This is a genomic window from Bacillus sp. ZY-1-1 (assembly GCF_003047165.1).
Lineage (GTDB): Bacteria > Bacillota > Bacilli > Bacillales > Bacillaceae > Bacillus > Bacillus velezensis.
Genome location: NZ_CP027061.1, coordinates 2,052,980 through 2,072,233, shown reverse-complemented (window position 1 = coordinate 2,072,233; position 19,254 = coordinate 2,052,980). Strand labels below are relative to the sequence as shown.

Below are 19,254 nucleotides of genomic sequence, written 5' to 3'. Positions count from 1 at the left end.
AAATTAAATTATATAAGCTTTTTCTATAAAAAGTAATCCTTCTCGGGAAAGTGTTAAAAAAATGAAATGATTTTGTCATAACTCGAAGGGAGTGTGTCATCGTGAGTTTTAATTACTTTCTGACGTTTGGGGCCGGATTTCTGTCTTTCATTTCTCCATGCTGTCTGCCGTTGTACCCCGCCTTTTTATCTTACATAACTGGTGTCAGTATGGACGAGGTGAAAACAGAAAAGGTGATGCTGCAAAAGCGTGGCCTCGTGCATACACTTTGTTTTTTGCTTGGCTTCTCCGTGATTTTTATCGCATTGGGATATGGAACTTCGTTTATCGGCAGTTTTTTTACCCAATATCATGAAGCGATCCGCCAGTTTGGCGCTATCATGCTGATCCTTTTCGGGCTGATTACTGCCGGTGTGTTTCAGCCGAAATTCATGATGAAAGAGCGGCGCATTCACTTTAAGCGCCGTCCGGAGGGGTTTATCGGTTCGGTTCTGATCGGTCTTGCGTTTGCAGCCGGCTGGTCGCCGTGCAGCGGGCCTATTTTAGGAGCCGTGTTTTCGCTGGCAAATACAAATCCTTCTTCAGCAGTGCCGTATATGTTTTTATATGTTCTCGGTTTTGCGATTCCTTTTCTTATTCTTTCATTTTTTATTACCAGAATGAATTGGATTCGCAAGCATCAGCTGCTTATCATGAAAATCGGCGGCATTCTTATGATTCTGATCGGAGTTATGCTGTTTTTTAACTGGATGAGCTACATTCTGATCGTTCTGTCAAATCTTTTCGGAGGATTTACGGGTCTGTAACGGATTAATAACTTTTGAACTATTATATACCCTTTCGTTTTTGGTACAATAAGACTAGTTAATGTTAAATATGTGGAGGGGAATATGACACGAGTTTTAGTTGTAGATGACGCCAAGTTCATGAGGGTGAAAATCAGAGAGATTCTGGAATCGGCGAATTACACAGTGGCCGGGGAAGCGGCTGACGGGGAGGAAGCCCTGGCAGTATATCAAAAAATCCGTCCCGACCTGGTGACAATGGATATTACCATGCCGGTCAAAAACGGTATACAGGCGCTGCAGGATATTTTAGCTTTTGACCCGAAAGCCCGGATCATCATGTGCACCGCCATGCGGCAGCAGCGGATCGTTCTGGAAGCGATTGAATTAGGCGCTAAAGACTTTATCGTTAAACCGTTTGAAGCATCTAAAGTGCTGGAGGCCGTAGGCCGGGTAACGGGAACGTAAACGTGTTCTCTTTTCAAATTGGTTTTTTTTATGTTTTTGGAGTATAGTATATAGTATCAAACTCCGTGCAAGCAAAGGAATGATAAAGATGATGATTATAATTTCATCCGTTATTGCAGCGGCCATGGCAATTTCCGTGATGATCGTCAGGATTAAAGCCTCCGACAAGCCCGCTTCACCTAAAAAAATAATTCTCCCGCCGATTTTCATGAGTACGGGAGCGCTTATGTTCCTTTTTCCGATTTTCAGAGTGACGGGCGAAGAATTTTTGGAGGCCATTACGCTGGGCGTGATCTTCTCTATTTTTCTGATTAAAACATCTAAATTTGAGATTAAAAATAATGAAATCTATTTAAAACGGTCAAAAGCGTTTGTGTTTATCCTGATTGGTTTGCTGGTTATCAGAATCGCTATGAAATCCATTTTGAGCACGACGATTGATTACGGAGCTTTAAGCGGAATGTTTTGGATTCTGGCTTTCGGAATGATTGTCCCGTGGCGCATCGCGATGTTTATGTCTTACCGCAAACTTTCGAATGAACTGAAGACCGCTGATATTCAGATGAATTAAAACCTTTCCGTCCGCCGGAAAGGTTTTTTATTTGAGCAGGGCCTGATAAGGAGTAAGATCAATCTGTTTTTCGCGGAGATGCTTTTTTAAAAATTGATGATCACGCTTAGGAGTGGCCAGTATGTAACCCCTGATGATTAAATCACGATTTATTTGTTCCGCTTCCTCCGCTAAGGAAAGTTCACCGATTTTTCCGGCGATTTTCGCTTTGGCTACATCCCGAAAGAGCTCCGGCACGGGAGCGACCAATTCATCCAAAAACGCCTTGTCACCCGCATTCCATAAGTGCCTGCTTTTTTCAATATAATAGTCCTGCCAATCCAGTTCTGACCGGCCGTCTTCTTTCGGTAAGCGTTTTAAAAATTTTCGGAACATAAAAAATCCGCCGATAGACAGCAATCCGATCATCACGATGACCCAAAATAAAATAAACCACATAAACCAGCCTTCTAGCATTGTTCTATCTCCTCCTTACTTTAACCATATTGTAAACGAAGACAGAATAGAAGAACACATGAAAAAAAGAATAGAAAAAATGATAGATGTCCAGTCAATTCGGTTGCTAGAACATATTCTATCGTATAGTGATTCTGCTATTTGGCCATGGGAGATTCACTTTGAGGGTATATGACTGATATGACCGGACAAAAAAGCCGCTTCCATTGAGGGATGAAAGCGGCTTTTTTATGTTATAGAGGAAATTGAAAGGAAAATGAGGCAGGAGTCTCATTAGGCTCCTTGTTCATGGAGACGGTCAGAATATGGTTGGTGAAATCAGTGAAAATATGTTTGTCATTCAGATAAAAAGGAAGCACCATTTGTTTGTTTAATGTCCGTTCAAGCGTTTTAACAGAGAGCATAAACTCATTTCCCGAAAGAGTGACGGTGATCGCCTGCACCTGCTTCAGGGCCGTCAGGTCGGCTTCAATGATATACTGACGGCTTGTTTCATATAGATCGATCGGCAGCGTCTCGTCATACCAAGCATACGGGTCCTCGTAAAACTGCCGCAGCCATTCTTCCGTATCATCAAATTCTTCAGCGTTTTTTGAGTGATTCATGGAAGCATTCCTCCATATTAAAAAGCCTTGCTATAACGTATGCAGAAGCTTTAAATGGGTGAATGGCACAAAAAAACAGACACCGGGGTCTGTTTTACATATCGTGGCTTGTATTATGTTTTTGTCTTGTATGGTTGCGGTTTTTCACTTTTTTGCTTCCGCTCAGCGGTTCCGGCTGGCCGGGGTTATGGCCCTTCGGAGCATTTTTATGCATATCTTTACTCGTATTTTTATTTGTCATGTTAAAGCCTCCTTTTTAAGGTGTTCCGGCTATTGGTTTGTTTTTCTTTTTTTATTGTTCTGCCGTTCTTCTTCCGTCAGGACGAGCTGGTCATTTTCTATATAACCCGCGCCTTTGCCTTGGCTTTTCGCATCATTCATGCCGTTAATTACATGATTGGCTTTCCGTTTTACCATGATCATCACCTCAACATTAATATGGCTCTTTACAGCCCGTTGTATGAGGCGGAAAATCGGACAAAATTTACCGAAAATATTCTCATAAGACGATCTTATTGTATTTAATAAAAACATTGATATTTACTTATGTATGATTTTATACTAAGATGAAATTGTGAGAAAATTGTGATGGAATGTGAACATTCATCTAAAGAACGATCTTGATCATTGAAGGGGGATTTTGGAGAATGACAAATCAGCAAAAAGTCGCAACACAAGACGTTTTCCAAGCAAGAAAAACATTTTCTTCAAATGGGAAAACATACAACTACTATTCATTAAAAGCATTGGAAGACGCAGGGGTCGGCAATGTTTCAAAACTTCCTTATTCTATTAAGGTTCTTTTGGAATCCGTTTTGCGTCAGGTAGACGGACGCGTCATTACAAAAGAACATGTTGAAAATTTAGCAAGATGGGGTACTGCTGAATTAAAAGATATCGATGTGCCGTTTAAACCGTCACGGGTTATTCTGCAGGACTTTACCGGCGTTCCGGCCGTAGTTGACCTGGCATCTTTAAGAAAAGCCATGGCCTCTGTCGGCGGAGACCCTGATAAAATCAATCCTGAAATTCCGGTTGACCTGGTCATTGACCACTCCGTACAAGTTGACAAAGCCGGTACGGAAGATGCGTTAGCCATTAATATGGACTTAGAATTCGAAAGAAATGCAGAACGTTATAAATTTTTAAGCTGGGCAAAGAAAGCGTTTAACAATTATCAGGCCGTTCCGCCTGCAACAGGTATCGTTCACCAGGTAAACCTTGAGTTTTTGGCAAGTGTTGTCCATACGAAAGAGGAAGACGGAGAACTTGTGACCTATCCTGATACTTTGGTGGGAACTGATTCCCATACAACAATGATTAACGGAATCGGCGTCCTCGGCTGGGGTGTCGGCGGTATTGAAGCGGAAGCGGGAATGCTCGGCCAGCCTTCATATTTCCCTGTTCCTGAGGTCATCGGCGCGAAACTTGTCGGAAAATTGCCTAACGGAACGACGGCGACTGACTTGGCGCTGAAAGTCACTCAAGTGCTGCGTGAAAAAGGCGTAGTCAATAAATTTGTTGAATTCTTCGGTCCTGGTGTTGCTGAGCTTCCGCTTGCGGATCGGGCGACTATTGCCAATATGGCGCCGGAATACGGAGCGACTTGCGGATTCTTCCCGGTTGACGAGGAAGCACTTTCTTACCTGCGTCTGACCGGCCGTGAAGAAGAGCAGATCGATATTGTGGAAGCATACTGCCGCAGCAACGGTTTATTCTATACGCCTGACGCGGAAGAGCCGATTTTTACAGACGTTGTGGAAATTGATCTGTCAAAAATCGAAGCGAACCTTTCAGGCCCGAAACGTCCGCAGGATTTAATCCCGCTTTCCGTTATGCAGGAAACGTTTAAAAAACATCTTGTCAGCCCGGCCGGCAACCAAGGATTCGGAGCGGATGCTGCTGAAGAGAACAAAGAAATTTCATTTAAACTTAACAGCGGTGAAGATGCGGTTATGAAAACAGGGGCGATTGCAATCGCCGCTATTACAAGCTGTACGAATACATCAAACCCTTATGTATTAATCGGTGCCGGATTGGTAGCCAAAAAAGCGGTAGAATTAGGCTTGAAAGTGCCGAATTATGTGAAGACTTCACTTGCACCGGGGTCTAAGGTTGTTACTGGATACTTAGTCAACTCAGGTCTGCTTCCTTACATGAAGGAGCTCGGCTTTAACCTTGTGGGGTATGGCTGTACGACATGTATCGGGAACTCCGGCCCGCTTTCTCCAGAGATTGAAGAAGCGGTTGCTAAAAATGATCTCTTGATCACTTCTGTCCTGTCGGGTAACAGAAACTTTGAAGGCCGGATCCATCCGCTTGTTAAAGGAAACTACCTTGCGTCACCGCCGCTTGTTGTCGCATACGCATTGGCGGGCACTGTAAACATCAACCTGAAAACGGACCCGATCGGTGTCGGAAATAACGGACAAAATGTTTATTTCGATGACATCTGGCCGTCCATGGATGAAATCAATTCTCTCGTCAAACAGACTGTTACGCCGGAATTATTCCGCAAAGAGTATGAAACGGTATTTGACGACAACCAGCGCTGGAACGAAATCGAAACGACGGATGAAGCGCTGTATAAGTGGGACCAGGATTCCACTTACATTCAAAACCCGCCGTTCTTTGAGGAAATGTCTGTAGAGCCGGGAAAAGTTGAGCCTTTAAGAGGACTTCGCGTTGTCGGCAAATTCGGCGATTCCGTGACGACTGACCACATTTCTCCGGCTGGAGCGATCGGAAAAGACACACCGGCGGGCAAATACCTGCAGGAAAAAGGCGTTTCTCCTCGTGACTTTAACTCTTACGGCTCACGCCGCGGAAACCATGAAGTCATGATGAGAGGAACATTCGCCAATATCCGCATTAAAAACCAAATCGCACCGGGTACAGAAGGCGGCTACACAACACATTGGCCTACCGGGGAAGTGACATCTATTTATGATGCCTGCATGCGGTATAAAGAAGATAAAACGGGTCTTGTCGTCCTGGCCGGAAAAGATTACGGAATGGGCTCTTCACGTGACTGGGCTGCAAAAGGAACAAACCTGCTCGGCATCAGAACAGTTATTGCCGAAAGCTTTGAAAGAATTCACAGAAGCAACCTCGTCTTCATGGGTGTGCTGCCGCTTCAGTTCAAACAGGGTGAAAACGCGGATACACTCGGCTTAACCGGTAAGGAAGTCATCGAGGTGGATGTTGATGAATCTGTACGTCCGCGCGACTTGCTGACTGTCAGAGCAATCAGTGAAGACGGTACGGTAAAAACGTTTGAAGTCGTTGTCCGTTTTGACAGTGAAGTGGAAATTGATTACTATCGCCACGGCGGCATTTTACAAATGGTGCTTCGCGATAAAATGAAACAGTAGCAGAATGAACAAAGGAGAGAAAGCAGTCTGCTTTCTCTCTTTTTATGCGGGAGGCCTTAAGATGCTTGCGAAATGGCTGGGCGGAATGTTACTTATCGGGTTGTTAGTATATGCGGGCTGGAACATTTATTCTGTGCAAAAAAGTCCGAAAGAAGGGACAGAAGAAGGGATGAAAGCCCCTGACTTTACACTTGATACATTGTCAGGAAAAAGTATCTCCCTTTCTGATTATAAAGGAAAAAAAGTGCTTCTCAATTTCTGGGCGACGTGGTGCAAGCCGTGCCGAATGGAAATGCCCGCTATGCAGGAGCTGCAGAAAGAATATCCTGATATTGCGGTAGCAGCCGTTAATTTTACGTCTTCTGAAAAAAATATACAGGCTGTGAAATCATTTGCTGATCATTATCAGCTGACCTTTCCTATTCTGATTGACAAAAGCGGAATTAACGGGGATTTCAACGTGCTTTCTTATCCGACAACATGCATATTAGACGAAAAAGGAACCATTCAGCACATTCGCGTAGGCACGATGACAAAAAAAGAAATGAAAGAAAAACTGGATCTCAAATAGAGGTTCAGTTTTTTTATTGTGAAGGGCTTAGGTTTTGAAAAATTGGAAAAAATGAATGAAAACACGGAGGTGAGAAGATTGAAAAAAATGCGAAAACGTTCTTTTCATGAATTGGTTATGGAAAATAAACGTGAGCTGATGACCAATACGGAATATTTGAATCAGCTTGAAGAAAAGCTGGAGCAGCGGTTCAAACAAAAATAACCTTTAATTTGCAGTCATGTTTGCACCTCCTTTTGCAAAATATACTCTTAAGGAGGGATGAACATGGGCATAAACAAGAAAGACGGCCAGCCGCAATACGCTCCGAGCCACTTAGGGACAAAACCCGTTAAATATAAACGCAACAAAGGGGAAAAGTTTCATGACAAGTCAAACGGACATCCGATTGTCATGCAGACGAAAGGCGAATAACATCATCAAAGGAGAGCAGACATTATGACAAACAATGATCAAAAACCGAATCCGGATGACCGTTCCGATAACGTTGAAAAGCTGCAGGATATGGTGCAGAATACAATTGAAAATATAGAAGAAGCGAAAGAATCAATGGAATTTGCGACAGATGAGGAAAAACAGCGCATTCAAGAAAAGAATGCCAGACGCAATGAAAGCATTGAATCGTTCCGCAGTGAAATTCAGGATGAATCGGCTGCAAGAGAAAACGGCTATCAATCATAATAAAAACCAGGGAAACCTGGTTTTTTTCTCTTTCCGGCTCGTTGTGATAAAATGGGGCTAATCTGATAAAAAGGGAGCAGAGAACGTTGCATGTGTCAAAAAAAGAAATAGAAGTGCGTTATGCGGAAACAGATCAAATGGGCATCGTCTATCATGCCAATTACTTAGTCTGGATGGAGGTCGGCAGAACGGCGCTGATTAAGGAACTCGGATTCCTTTACAAGGATATGGAAGATAGAGGAGTGCTGTCCCCTGTATTGGATATCAGCATTTCTTATAAAAAGCCGCTCCGCTACGGTGAAACGGCTGTCGTACATACTTGGATTGAAGAATATAACGGATTTAAAACCGTTTACGGCTACCACATCTATAATCCGGATCAAGAACTTGCCATCAAAGCGACATCCTCTCATATATGCGTTGATAAAGAGAGCTTCAAACCGATTCAGTTTCGCAAGGCTTTTCCTGATTGGCATGCCGCTTACGAAAAGGCAAAAAAATAAGGAGCGGCTGCACTTATGGCATTTGGAATTACGCGTAAGGAACTGGAAAGATGGAAGCGGGATGTATCGGAAGGGAAAATCGCTTTTTTAACGCATTACTGGCTGGACGACCGCTTTCCGGAGGCTAAGACCGTGACGAAGGCCGGTTCAAGCGATCTCAATAAACTGATCAGATGGGGAGCGGAGTACGGGCTGAAGCCGGAGTGGATTCACCATAAAAATGAATTTCCCCACTTTGACCTGCTCGGAGAAACGCAAAGAAGCATATTAGAAAAAGAACGTCTGACTGATCACCTAAAAAGGTTCAGGCTGTAAAAAAAAGAACGCATCCGCTGCGTTCTTTTTTTTACACGTAATCAAATACCGGCTCTTCTGCCTGATCTGAATATGTGACTGACAAATCGTGATTATCAAAGTACCATAAGTCGCTTTCTTCAATAAAAAAGGTAATGCCTTCAACTTCCGTGCTGGTGCCGATGTTCATCGGCAGGTCTTTTAAAATGCCGAGAGAAAAGCCTTTCTGAACGTTGCTGCATCCCCCGTAACGGACAAAGAAACGGACATGGTCGCCTGTTTCCAGATCGAGCTCTTCTTTGTACCAATCCAGCGCGCCTTTCGTTACTTTCATGTTCATCCGGAACACTCCCTTTTTGTTTCTCATATAAAGAAATTATCTCTATTATAAACGAATATGGCATTTTGATGTCAAAATTGAAGTTTCATCAAAACCATTTGATCTTCGGTTCTGTTTTGTTTATAATCCGTTTGATGTTTGCCCTGTGTCTGTAGATAACAAACGCGGTCAAGAGCGTCACTACGATTAATAAATAAGGGTCTTTTACAAACAGACAGTAAATAATCGTATAAATCCCTGTTAACATTGAAGACAGAGAAACAAATTTCGTAAGGAATAAAAATACGAAAAATACTGCAACCATCGTAACGAATAACAGCGGAGCATAAAACAGCAGGACGCCCCCTGATGTGGCTACGGCTTTGCCTCCCTTAAACTTTGCGAACACGGGGAATACATGGCCGATCACTGCTGCCACCCCTGCGAGAAGAGGATGAATGGGGACGTGCAGTAAATATGGGAGCGCCGCGGCCAGGGTGCCTTTTAAAATATCGGCTGCGACGACGACAGATCCCGCTTTAACGCCAAGCGTGCGAAAAGCATTTGTAGCGCCCAAATTGCCGCTTCCGTGTTCTCTAATATCGATCCCTTTCGCAAGTTTGCCTACGACTAAACCTGACGGGATGCTGCCTATTGCATAGGCCAAAATAATCAATAAAGCAATCAACATCTACATTTCTCCTTTTCAATGTCCCTTCACTCTATTTTAACACGAGTTGTTACCGTCTGATGACAAGTTTTTTGAGAATTAAGCTGACAAATCGCTTTTTTTGATTCCGGCGAAGCGGTCATGTACAATATATCAAAAGGAGATGGTAAAGATGCAAAATCCTTCAAAATCAGAGATTAAAGAAATTCTGGACCGGAGCAAACGGATCGCAGTCGTCGGGCTGTCAGACCGTCCCGACCGGACTTCTTACATGGTTTCCAAAGCGATGCAGGATGAAGGGTATGAAATTATTCCCGTCAACCCAACGATTGATGAGGCGCTTGGCGTTAAAGCCGTTGCTTCATTAAAAGACGTGGAGGGACCGATTGATATCGTGAATGTGTTCAGACGCTCTGAGCAGCTTCCCGGCGTTGCTGAAGAATTTTTACAGACGGACGCTCCCGTTTTTTGGGCGCAGCAGGGTCTTGCAAATGAAGAAGCGTATCGCATGATTACAGACAAAGGACGGACGGCTGTAATGGATTTATGTATAAAAGTCGCCCGCGCTGTTATAAAATAGGAACAAAAAAGGCAAAAATCCTTGGCAAATCAGGGGTTTTTGCTTTTTTATTGAAAGAATACTCTTTGCGTATGATGATGAAACAGATACAATAAAGCATGAACAGCTTTTTTTGAAACCCCTTTATACAGGGGTTTGCAGTCTGTTTGCGATGGCCGGCATAAAGCTATATAATAGAAAGCGAACTCATGTTCTTATCTGCCGAAAAGGGCACCAAAAAGATGAAAAGCCGTTCGAATGTATGTCTTGCGGCCTAAAAAACGAGCCATTCGCTTAAATATGTTGCGAAATCAAGCATATTGGTTATAATTGTGAGTCCGAGGAGAATTGGACCGAAGCTTGCGCATACTGAAAAACAAAGACATGAAAACATTTAAAAAAGAGAATGATTAAGAGCAGGTTTTTTGAAAGGGGTTTGTACGTTTGGCTAGAAAACAGCAATTTGATTACAACGAAGATGCCATACAGGTGCTTGAAGGCCTGGAAGCCGTCAGAAAACGACCGGGAATGTACATCGGTTCGACGGACGCACGCGGCCTGCACCATCTGGTATATGAGATCGTCGACAATTCCGTCGATGAAGTTCTTGCCGGCTACGGAGATCATATTATCGTAACGATACATAAGGACAACAGCATCTCCGTTCAGGATAGAGGACGCGGAATGCCGACCGGGATGCATAAGCTCGGAAAGCCGACGCCGGAAGTTATTTTCACTGTGCTGCATGCCGGGGGGAAATTCGGACAGGGCGGCTATAAAACAAGCGGCGGTCTGCATGGTGTCGGCGCATCTGTCGTAAACGCATTATCGGAGTGGCTGACAGTTACTATTGAGCGTGACGGATATGTTTATAAACAGCGGTTTGAAAACGGCGGCAAGCCCGTGACTTCACTTGAAAAAATCGGAACGACCAAAAAAACGGGAACGCTTACCCATTTTAAACCTGATCCGTCAATGTTCAGCGCAACGGTTTATAATTTTGACACGCTGTCAGAACGTCTGCGCGAATCGGCTTTCTTGTTAAAAGGTTTGAAAATAGAATTAATTGATGAACGGAACGGCGTAAAAGAAGTATTTTATTATGAGAACGGAATTGAAGCATTTGTCGCTTATTTAAACGAGGAAAAAGACGCTTTATGCGAAGTCGTTTCCTTTGAAGGCGAGCATCATGACATTGAAGTCGATTTCGCGTTTCAGTTTAATGACGGGTATTCAGAAAATATGCTGTCATTCGTTAATAACGTCAGAACAAAGGACGGCGGCACCCACGAATCAGGAGCCAAAACGGCAATGACAAGAGCGTTTAACGAGTATGCGCGAAAGGTCGCCCTTTTAAAAGAGAAAGACAAGAACCTTGAAGGCGCCGATATCAGGGAAGGTTTGTCCGCAATCATTTCCGTCCGTATCCCGGAGGAACTGCTGCAATTTGAAGGCCAGACGAAAGGAAAGCTCGGCACAAGTGAGGCGAGATCCGCCGCAGATGCCGTCATTTCTGAGAATCTTGCTTATTTCTTGGAAGAAAACCGCGATACGGCAACCCTGCTTGTCAAAAAAGCGATTAAAGCAAGCCAGGCCCGTGAAGCGGCCCGTAAAGCGAGAGAAGAAGCGAGAAGCGGCAAAAAGCGCAAAAAATCAGAAGCGACGCTGAGCGGAAAACTCACACCGGCCGGTTCCAGAAATCCGGCGAAGAATGAATTGTATCTGGTGGAGGGAGACTCTGCTGGAGGTTCTGCAAAACAGGGAAGAGACCGGAAATTCCAAGCCGTGCTGCCCCTTCGCGGAAAGGTCATCAACACAGAGAAAGCAAAGCTAGCAGACATCTTCAAAAATGAAGAAATCAATACGATTATTCATGCGATCGGCGGCGGTGTCGGCGCAGATTTTGATATAGAGGACATCAACTATGACAAGATCATCATCATGACGGACGCGGATACCGACGGCGCGCACATTCAAGTCTTGCTGTTAACGTTTTTCTACCGCTATATGAAACCTTTAATCGAGCACGGAAAAGTTTTCATCGCCCTTCCGCCTCTTTACAAAGTGAGCAAAGGAAGCGGCAAGAAAGAGATTATTGAATATGCTTGGTCCGACGAAGAAATGGACGGCGTTTTAAAGAAAGTCGGCAAAGGATATACCATCCAGCGCTATAAAGGTCTGGGAGAAATGAACGCAGACCAGCTCTGGGAAACGACGATGAATCCCGAATCGCGAACGCTCGTCAGAGTCAAGATCGACGATGCGGCACGGGTAGAGCGCCGTGTAACGACATTAATGGGAGACAAAGTAGAACCGAGAAGAAAATGGATTGAAAAGAATGTTGCCTTCGGATTAGATGAGGAAAGCAATATTTTGGAAAATGAAAACTTGTCGGTCGCTGAGGAGGTTTAATAGTGGCACAGCCAGAATTATTTCATGATTTACCGTTAGAAGAAGTAATCGGCGACCGTTTCGGACGCTACAGTAAATATATTATTCAAGACAGGGCGCTGCCCGACGCTCGTGACGGTTTAAAGCCGGTGCAGCGGAGAATTTTATACGCCATGCACGCAGACGGAAATACATTCGATAAAAATTTCCGTAAAGCGGCAAAAACGGTCGGAAACGTTATCGGTAATTATCATCCGCACGGTGACAGCTCCGTTTATGAAGCGATGGTGCGGATGAGCCAGGATTGGAAAGTGCGGAATGTGCTGATTGAGATGCACGGCAACAACGGAAGCATTGACGGTGATCCGCCGGCTGCCATGCGTTATACGGAAGCGAGATTATCTTCTATCGCGTCAGAGCTTTTGCGTGATATTGATAAAAATACGGTTGAATTCGTTCCGAACTTTGATGACACCAGTAAAGAGCCGGTTGTTTTGCCCGCCATGTTCCCTAACTTGCTTGTTAACGGATCAACCGGGATTTCAGCGGGCTATGCGACTGATATTCCCCCTCATCATCTGGGTGAGGTCATTGATGCCGTCATTAAACGGATTGAATCTCCGGATTGCACCGTCGATGACTTGATGCAGGTGATTAAAGGGCCTGACTTTCCGACAGGAGGCATTATTCAAGGAGTCGACGGCATTCGGAAGGCTTATGAAACCGGTAAAGGCAAAATTATTATCCGCGGCAAGGCTGAAGTGGAATCCGTAAGAGGCGGACGGGAGCAGATCGTCATTACAGAAATTCCGTTTGAAGTAAACAAAGCCAATCTCGTTAAGAAAATGGACGAATACCGCATAGACAAAAAAGTCGAAGGCATTTCTGAAGTCAGGGATGAAACTGACCGCACGGGGCTTCGGGTGGTCGTTGAGTTAAAGAAAGAAGCCGATGCAAAAGGCATCCTGAATTTCTTATATAAAAACACTGATCTGCAGACAACATATAACTTTAATATGGTCGCCATACATAACCGCCGGCCGATGCTGATGAGTCTTACGGCCATCCTGGATGCGTATATTTCCCATCAGAAGGAAGTGGTGACAAACCGCTCCGTCTTTGAATTACAAAAAGCAAAAGAGCGGCATCACATCGTTGAAGGACTGATGAAGGCACTGTCCGTGTTAGATGAGGTCATAGCGGTCATCCGGGCAAGCAGCGACAAGAAAGATGCGAAACAAAACTTAATTTCTAAATTCGCATTTACGGAGCCGCAGGCCGAAGCGATCGTATCCTTGCAGCTGTATCGTCTGACAAACACGGATATTACGGCGCTAAAAGAGGAAGCGGAAGAGCTCAGTAAGAAAATTCAGGAGCTCGAAGCCATTTTAAGTCATGATAAAAAGCTGTTAAAAGTCATTACAAGCAGCCTGAAAAAATTGAAAAAGACCTATGCTGACAGCAGACGGTCTGTCATTGAAGAAAAGATTGAGGAAATTAAAATCAATCTTGAAGTCATGGTTGCCTCTGAGGACGTATATGTGACAGTCACAAAAGACGGCTATGTAAAACGAACAAGCCAGCGGTCATTTGCCGCTTCTAACGGCCAGGATTTCGGTATGAAGGATACTGACAGGCTGATTCACCAATTTGAAATGAATACAACGGATGTTCTTCTGCTCTTTACCAATAAGGGAAGCTATGTTTATTGTCCGGTTCACCAGCTTCCCGATATCAGGTGGAAAGACATGGGGCAGCACGTAACGAACATCATCACGATTGACCGTGATGAAACCATCGTGAAAGCTATACCGGTAAAAGAATTTGATCCATCTTCATATTTATTGTTCATGACGAAAAACGGTATGGTGAAGAGAACTGAAATGACGCATTACAAAGCGCAGCGTTACTCGAAAGCGCTTGTTGCCCTTAACCTTAAAGGGGATGATGAGCTGATTGATGTTCATGTCACAGACGGCGGCAGCCAGCTGTTTATCGCCACCCGCCTCGGGTACGGTTTATGGTTCGGTGAAGATGAAGTAAATGTAGTCGGTGCCCGTGCGGCCGGCGTAAAGGGCATAAATTTAAAAGACGGTGATACCGTCGTATCAGGGCAAATCCTGCATGAAACAGATTCGCTTGTCCTCGTCACACAGCGGGGAGCAATCAAACGGATGAACCTATCTGAATTCGAAAAAACATCCAGGGCGAAACGCGGTGTCGTCATGCTGCGTGAGCTTAAAAAGAACCCGCATCGGGCAGTCGGCGTATTTGCGTGCGCTTTGGCTGACATGATCACTGCGGAAACAGAAAAAGGCGAGAGAATCGAAATCGCCGTGAAGTCCTTGCGGGCGAATGACCGATACAGCAACGGCTCCTTCTTTACCGATGAAGATGAGACAGGGCCGGTAACAGATGTATGGCGTATCCCTGCATACGATGTTTAAGAGTAAAAATAAAATAAAAAACCTCCGCTCATTGAGCGGAGGTTTTACTATTTAGCTTTCATGGCTGCCGAATAAGTCAGTGATAGCGTGAATGACTTCGATTCCCTGCCATACAAATAAATTCAATGCAGTGAATGAAAACAACCCTAAAATCACCATTCGTAAGATAAACAACATGTTTAACAACCTCCTCATTTTATGTTACATAGATAGGCGATGTTGAACATGAAGTTCATCGAAATACGAGGACTGATAAAATTTAGCGATTAAAAAGCTTTTCTTTCGCTGTCTTCTCCGGGAAGCGGGGCGTCTCCTGTCTGATATCACGATCAGTGAGACAGAAGCGGCAAAAAGCGCCGTCAAGATATATGAGCCCGTCAGCGATTTTTTCTCATCATCAGCATTTTGGCCGGCCTTCATTTCGTGCATTTCCTGCTGGTCGGCTACCGCTTTAAAATGATGAGCGGTATCAAACGCATGGGGAATGGAGAGCAAATGAAAGCTTGCAATCGCTAAAAATAAAATAGAAGCTTTTAAAAACAAGATTTTTTTCAAATGTTCTCCTCCCTTCATAAGTCTGAATATTTTTATTATAATACCCTAATTTAAATGTAAAGTAAACACATTTATTAAATTTAAAAAAATATTATCCTGGTTAAGTATATACCATTCCATCCATCTTTTCATCTCTTTTTTCTTAAAGACCTATTTGTTATGATATGCACGCATTCCTTATAACGTGACAACATTTTTCAGGCTGTATGATAAAAAACGGGGCATGACAGCAAAAGATGTGATGAAGAAACCGAAACATTTTCTTAAAAAAACTTCTCAACCACTGTTGTTGTGATATAATAATACCCGTTGTGTTAAAAGATCTAACATATACAGCAAAAATGACAGTAAAAGATATGTAAAAGGGAGGTTAAACATGGAGGCTTTCATCAGTGAAATCATAAATGTTCCAAATGATTTTATTTGGAAGTATCTTGTTTATATTTTAGTCGGGATCGGATTGTACTTTACGTTCCGTTTTCGCTTTATTCAATTCCAGTACTTTTTTGAAATGTTCAGAATCGTCGGGGAGAAGCCGCAAGGAAATAAAGGAGTGTCTTCAATGCAGGCATTCTTTATCTCAGCCGCTTCTCGTGTCGGAACCGGAAACTTGACCGGCGTCGCGCTGGCGATTGCAACAGGCGGTCCCGGCGCAGTATTTTGGATGTGGATCGTAGCGATTGTCGGTATGGCTTCCAGCTTTGTGGAAAGCACCTTGGCGCAGCTGTATAAAGTGCGTTCCGGTGACGAATTCCGCGGCGGTCCGGCATATTACATGGCAAAGGGACTGGGCGCCCGCTGGCTCGGTATTTTATTCGCCGTATTGATTACCGTTTCTTTCGGACTTATCTTTAACGCGGTGCAGTCAAATACGATTTCTGTGGCGTTTGACGAAGCATTCCATGTGAATAAAACAGTTATCGCAATCATTTTAGCTGTATTAACGGCTTTCATTATATTCGGCGGTCTGAAGCGTGTTGTTTCCGTCTCGCAATTAATCGTTCCGGTTATGGCGGGAATGTATATTCTGATCGCGCTGTATGTCGTGATTGTAAATATTTCGGCGGTACCTGAGCTGCTTGTTACGATTGTGAAAAATGCGTTCGGTCTTGAGCAGATCGTCGGCGGAAGCTTAGGAAGCATCATTATTATCGGAGCGCAGCGCGGCCTGTTTTCAAACGAAGCGGGAATGGGAAGCGCGCCGAATGCCGCAGCGGCTGCACATGTGTCGCATCCGGCTAAGCAGGGATTAATTCAGACCCTCGGCGTGTTCTTTGATACGTTTATCGTTTGTACATCGACTGCTTTTATCATTTTATTGTACAGCGTTACGCCTAAAGGCGACGGCATCCAAGTGACGCAAGCCGCACTGCAGCACCATCTCGGCGGATGGGCGCCGACATTTATTGCGATTGCGATGTTTTTATTCGCATTCAGCTCAGTCGTCGGCAACTATTACTATGGTGAAACGAATATTGAATTTATTAAAACAAGCAAAACATGGCTTAATATTTACCGCGTATTCGTCGTAGTGATGGTGGTATACGGATGTTTGGCTGACTTCCAGATCGTCTGGGACATGGCAAACTTGTTTATGGGACTCTTGGCTCTCATTAACTTAGTGGCAATCTTACTGCTGAGTAATGTAGCCTACAAGATCTATAAGGATTATGCCGCTCAGCGCAAAAAAGGTCTTGATCCCGTATTCAAAGCCGAGAATACTCCGGAGCTCAAGCATATCGAAACATGGGCGGAAGAAGAAGGTACAAGCCCTGAACGTAAGACTGCTAACTGAGGAAACATGCATACAATTTTCAAAAAACCCCCTTACATTTTGTTGTGAGGGGTTTTTTATGTGAAAAACCGGGTTATTTTTACTGAAAACAGATTTTTTTGAATTTATTGTATTTTTATCTTGTATATGTAAGTGCTTTCATATAAAGTTTAACTAAATCGGTTTACCAAACCGATTTAGTCTTAAAGGAAAGGAGTATTGATGTGGCTTCTGATTATGGCATTTTTACGATCGGTGATGCGATGATCACCTTAAATCCCGCAAGCACAGGACCTTTGCGTTTTGTTACCCATTTTGAACGAAAAGCAGGAGGAGCTGAACTGAATTTTGCGATTGCATGCGCCAGATTGAACCTGCACTCAAAGTGGGTCAGCAGACTGGGGAAGGATGAGTTCGGCAGAGTGATTTATCAGTTTGCCAAAGGAGAAGGAATTGATGTGACTGACGTCTCCTTTGTTGAAGGCTTTCCTACATCTTTAAATGTCAAAGAGATCAGAAATGACGGTTCAGGCAAGACGTTTTATTATCGTTTCAATTCACCAATTCTGACTCTTGCACCGGAAGATATAACTGAGAATATGTTTGACGGCATTCACATCGTTCATCTTACCGGTGTGTTCCTCGCGCTTGATAAGAAAAATCTTGAAATTGCTGAAAGGGTGCTTTCTATCGCCAAAGCAAGAAAGATTCCCGTATCTTTTGATCCGAATATCAGGCTGAAGCTGTGGACGATTGAGGAGGCACGTGCGGCATTTCATCAAATCTTTCCGCATACTGATATTCTTCTGGCGGGCCGGGACGAAATGAAACAGCTGACAGGTATAGGAGAAAATGAAGCATTAGCCCGGTTTGCAGAGAGCTATTCAATCAGTCAGCTTGTCATAAAAGACGGTGAAGCGGGTTCTGCGCTGTATCATGATCATAAGTGGGTTCACAAAGAGGCTTTCCCGGTTGCGCCTGTCGACACGGTAGGAGCGGGTGACGGCTTTAATGCCGGCTACCTGTACGGTTATCTACATGGTTTTGAACCGGAAAAACGTCTGGAGTTTGCAAATGCAGTCGGTGCGCTCGTCACCACAGTTTCCGGTGACAATGAAGGGCTTCCCTGCCTAGAAGAGGTTCTGTCATTTGTAAACAAAGAGACTGTGATTGAACGGTAGCAAGCACAACTTAAAAAGCGGGTGAAAAAATGAAAGCGGTTCAAGTACGGAAAGCATTTGATCTGATGGTGACGGAATGTGAGAAACCGTCTGTTGTCCACGCGGATGATGTTCTTGTCAAGGTGAAGCGGGTCGGAATTTGCGGATCAGATTTGCATATTTATCATGGGACAAATCCGTTAGCGTCCCTGCCGAGAGTAATCGGACATGAAGTCACAGGGGAAGTCGCAAAGACCGGTTCTCATGTCCGGCGTTTCAAGCCGGGTGACCGGGTAGTGATTGAACCGATATCTTATTGCGGAACATGCTATGCCTGCCGGAAAGGACGTCCGAACGTCTGCAAAGCGCTTTCGGTGTTCGGCGTTCATGAAGATGGCGGGATGCGGGAATATATCGTGCTTCCGGAAAAGCAGCTGTATGCTGTTTCGCCCGATCTGCCCTGGGAGGAAGCGGTCATGGCAGAACCATATACGATCGGCGCCCAGGCCGTTTGGAGAGGCCGTGTCGAGAAGGAAGATACCGTTTTGATTCAAGGAGCGGGGCCGATCGGAATCTGCATATTAAAAATGGCAAAGTTCAAAGGCGCTTCCGTCATGATAACCGACTTGAATGATGAACGCTTGGCCTTCGCTGAAAAAAACGGTGCGGATGTTACCGTCAACGCGCAAAAAGAAGATCCCGTTTTGCGGGTGAACGAATGGACAAAAAATGAAGGCGCTAATGTCGTCATTGATGCCGTCTGTCTCCCCTCAACGTTTGAAACGTCAATTGACGCAGTGTCTCCGGCCGGTCATGTGGTTGTGCTTGGTTTTGATGAGAGGACTGCCGGCATTTCTCAGCTTCCGATCACAAAAAAGGAAGTCACGATCACCGGTTCAAGATTGCAGACGAATCAGTTTCCGTACATTACAGACTTACTGAATAAAGGCCTGTTAACGCACGGCGGTCTTATTACACATACATTTTCAGCAGATGACGTCCATCGAGCATTTCAGTTGATCGAACAGCACCCGGGCAAGGTGGGAAAAGCAATCATTACGTTTGATTAAA

At 44.3% G+C, this 19,254-nt stretch carries 24 protein-coding genes; 16 read left to right on the top strand and 8 right to left on the bottom strand.

The window, feature by feature from the left end; genetic code table 11:
• Nucleotides 1-98 precede the first annotated feature (98 nt).
• The 3 genes from C5I45_RS10515 to C5I45_RS10505 all read left to right on the top strand — a co-directional run bounded on the left by C5I45_RS10515 (nucleotide 99) and on the right by C5I45_RS10505 (nucleotide 1,824).
• Nucleotides 99-806: a cytochrome c biogenesis protein CcdA gene (locus C5I45_RS10515; protein ID WP_088037157.1), complete on the top strand. Its 708-nt coding sequence runs from the start codon at nucleotides 99-101 to the stop codon at nucleotides 804-806.
• A gap of 84 nt (nucleotides 807-890) precedes the next feature.
• The gene (locus tag C5I45_RS10510; protein WP_007410327.1) at nucleotides 891-1,253 is read left to right on the top strand and encodes a response regulator; all 363 of its coding nucleotides are present in this window, start codon (nucleotides 891-893) and stop codon (nucleotides 1,251-1,253) included.
• 79 nt (nucleotides 1,254-1,332) lie between these two features.
• Nucleotides 1,333-1,824 carry a CcdC family protein gene (locus C5I45_RS10505; RefSeq protein WP_088005392.1) on the top strand — a complete coding sequence of 164 codons (492 nt, stop codon included), beginning with the start codon at nucleotides 1,333-1,335 and terminating at the stop codon, nucleotides 1,822-1,824.
• Nucleotides 1,825-1,851: 27 nt separating this feature from the next.
• Here the strand turns inward: C5I45_RS10505 and C5I45_RS10500 are convergent, their stop codons facing one another.
• The 4 genes from C5I45_RS10500 to sspO form a co-directional block, all read right to left on the bottom strand.
• Nucleotides 1,852-2,280, bottom strand: a complete 429-nt coding sequence (locus C5I45_RS10500) for a DUF2621 domain-containing protein (protein ID WP_003153987.1) — start codon at nucleotides 2,278-2,280, stop codon at nucleotides 1,852-1,854.
• A gap of 233 nt (nucleotides 2,281-2,513) precedes the next feature.
• Nucleotides 2,514-2,885, bottom strand: coding sequence for an Hsp20/alpha crystallin family protein (locus tag C5I45_RS10495; RefSeq protein ID WP_003153985.1), 372 nt, complete (start codon nucleotides 2,883-2,885; stop codon nucleotides 2,514-2,516).
• A gap of 94 nt (nucleotides 2,886-2,979) precedes the next feature.
• Nucleotides 2,980-3,126, bottom strand: a complete 147-nt coding sequence (locus C5I45_RS10490) for a small acid-soluble spore protein P (RefSeq protein WP_003153984.1) — start codon at nucleotides 3,124-3,126, stop codon at nucleotides 2,980-2,982.
• A gap of 29 nt (nucleotides 3,127-3,155) precedes the next feature.
• Entirely contained in the window at nucleotides 3,156-3,302 is a 147-nt protein-coding gene (gene sspO / locus C5I45_RS10485) for a small acid-soluble spore protein SspO (RefSeq protein ID WP_003153982.1), read from the bottom strand.
• A 230-nt stretch (nucleotides 3,303-3,532) separates the two neighbouring features.
• Here sspO and acnA point away from each other — a divergent pair, with 230 nt between their 5' ends.
• From acnA to C5I45_RS10450, 7 genes are all read left to right on the top strand, one after another.
• Nucleotides 3,533-6,259: an aconitate hydratase AcnA gene (gene acnA / locus C5I45_RS10480; RefSeq protein ID WP_014305071.1), complete on the top strand. Its 2,727-nt coding sequence runs from the start codon at nucleotides 3,533-3,535 to the stop codon at nucleotides 6,257-6,259.
• A 61-nt stretch (nucleotides 6,260-6,320) separates the two neighbouring features.
• Nucleotides 6,321-6,830, top strand: coding sequence for a TlpA family protein disulfide reductase (locus C5I45_RS10475; protein ID WP_107994382.1), 510 nt, complete (start codon nucleotides 6,321-6,323; stop codon nucleotides 6,828-6,830).
• A 78-nt stretch (nucleotides 6,831-6,908) separates the two neighbouring features.
• Nucleotides 6,909-7,034 carry an FbpB family small basic protein gene (locus C5I45_RS10470; RefSeq protein WP_012117651.1) on the top strand — a complete coding sequence of 42 codons (126 nt, stop codon included), beginning with the start codon at nucleotides 6,909-6,911 and terminating at the stop codon, nucleotides 7,032-7,034.
• A 63-nt stretch (nucleotides 7,035-7,097) separates the two neighbouring features.
• Complete coding sequence (locus tag C5I45_RS10465) at nucleotides 7,098-7,244, top strand: acid-soluble spore protein N (protein WP_003153977.1); 147 nt, start codon at nucleotides 7,098-7,100, stop codon at nucleotides 7,242-7,244.
• A gap of 24 nt (nucleotides 7,245-7,268) precedes the next feature.
• Nucleotides 7,269-7,511, top strand: coding sequence for a small acid-soluble spore protein Tlp (tlp, locus tag C5I45_RS10460; protein WP_003153975.1), 243 nt, complete (start codon nucleotides 7,269-7,271; stop codon nucleotides 7,509-7,511).
• An 86-nt stretch (nucleotides 7,512-7,597) separates the two neighbouring features.
• A complete protein-coding gene (locus C5I45_RS10455; RefSeq protein ID WP_003153973.1) occupies nucleotides 7,598-8,014 on the top strand; it encodes a YbgC/FadM family acyl-CoA thioesterase in 417 nt (138 codons plus the stop codon).
• Nucleotides 8,015-8,029: 15 nt separating this feature from the next.
• Nucleotides 8,030-8,329, top strand: a complete 300-nt coding sequence (locus tag C5I45_RS10450; RefSeq protein ID WP_003153968.1) for a hypothetical protein — start codon at nucleotides 8,030-8,032, stop codon at nucleotides 8,327-8,329.
• 31 nt (nucleotides 8,330-8,360) lie between these two features.
• Here the strand turns inward: C5I45_RS10450 and C5I45_RS10445 are convergent, their stop codons facing one another.
• Together C5I45_RS10445 and plsY are read right to left on the bottom strand one after the other, a co-directional pair.
• On the bottom strand, nucleotides 8,361-8,648 hold the full coding sequence (locus tag C5I45_RS10445) for a HesB/YadR/YfhF family protein (protein ID WP_003153966.1): 288 nt from the start codon (nucleotides 8,646-8,648) through the stop codon (nucleotides 8,361-8,363).
• An 88-nt stretch (nucleotides 8,649-8,736) separates the two neighbouring features.
• The gene (gene plsY / locus C5I45_RS10440) at nucleotides 8,737-9,318 is read right to left on the bottom strand and encodes a glycerol-3-phosphate 1-O-acyltransferase PlsY (protein ID WP_003153964.1); all 582 of its coding nucleotides are present in this window, start codon (nucleotides 9,316-9,318) and stop codon (nucleotides 8,737-8,739) included.
• Nucleotides 9,319-9,469: 151 nt separating this feature from the next.
• Here plsY and C5I45_RS10435 point away from each other — a divergent pair, with 151 nt between their 5' ends.
• The 3 genes from C5I45_RS10435 (at nucleotide 9,470) to parC (ending at nucleotide 14,694) form a co-directional block, all read left to right on the top strand.
• Nucleotides 9,470-9,877, top strand: a complete 408-nt coding sequence (locus C5I45_RS10435) for a CoA-binding protein (protein WP_007410316.1) — start codon at nucleotides 9,470-9,472, stop codon at nucleotides 9,875-9,877.
• Nucleotides 9,878-10,300: 423 nt separating this feature from the next.
• Nucleotides 10,301-12,268: a DNA topoisomerase IV subunit B gene (gene parE, locus C5I45_RS10430; protein WP_025851072.1), complete on the top strand. Its 1,968-nt coding sequence runs from the start codon at nucleotides 10,301-10,303 to the stop codon at nucleotides 12,266-12,268.
• 2 nt (nucleotides 12,269-12,270) lie between these two features.
• A complete protein-coding gene (parC, locus tag C5I45_RS10425; RefSeq protein ID WP_025851071.1) occupies nucleotides 12,271-14,694 on the top strand; it encodes a DNA topoisomerase IV subunit A in 2,424 nt (807 codons plus the stop codon).
• A 51-nt stretch (nucleotides 14,695-14,745) separates the two neighbouring features.
• Here the strand turns inward: parC and C5I45_RS20115 are convergent, their stop codons facing one another.
• Nucleotides 14,746-14,871 carry a hypothetical protein gene (locus C5I45_RS20115; RefSeq protein WP_003153957.1) on the bottom strand — a complete coding sequence of 42 codons (126 nt, stop codon included), beginning with the start codon at nucleotides 14,869-14,871 and terminating at the stop codon, nucleotides 14,746-14,748.
• A 24-nt stretch (nucleotides 14,872-14,895) separates the two neighbouring features.
• Nucleotides 14,896-15,249, bottom strand: a complete 354-nt coding sequence (locus C5I45_RS10420; RefSeq protein WP_003153956.1) for a hypothetical protein — start codon at nucleotides 15,247-15,249, stop codon at nucleotides 14,896-14,898.
• A gap of 376 nt (nucleotides 15,250-15,625) precedes the next feature.
• Here C5I45_RS10420 and C5I45_RS10415 point away from each other — a divergent pair, with 376 nt between their 5' ends.
• The 3 genes from C5I45_RS10415 to C5I45_RS10405 all read left to right on the top strand — a co-directional run bounded on the left by C5I45_RS10415 (nucleotide 15,626) and on the right by C5I45_RS10405 (nucleotide 19,253).
• On the top strand, nucleotides 15,626-17,044 hold the full coding sequence (locus C5I45_RS10415) for an alanine/glycine:cation symporter family protein (protein WP_003153955.1): 1,419 nt from the start codon (nucleotides 15,626-15,628) through the stop codon (nucleotides 17,042-17,044).
• 203 nt (nucleotides 17,045-17,247) lie between these two features.
• The gene (locus C5I45_RS10410) at nucleotides 17,248-18,204 is read left to right on the top strand and encodes a sugar kinase (protein WP_025851068.1); all 957 of its coding nucleotides are present in this window, start codon (nucleotides 17,248-17,250) and stop codon (nucleotides 18,202-18,204) included.
• Nucleotides 18,205-18,233: 29 nt separating this feature from the next.
• On the top strand, nucleotides 18,234-19,253 hold the full coding sequence (locus C5I45_RS10405) for a zinc-binding alcohol dehydrogenase family protein (protein WP_025851067.1): 1,020 nt from the start codon (nucleotides 18,234-18,236) through the stop codon (nucleotides 19,251-19,253).
• Nucleotide 19,254: the final 1 nt, after the last annotated feature.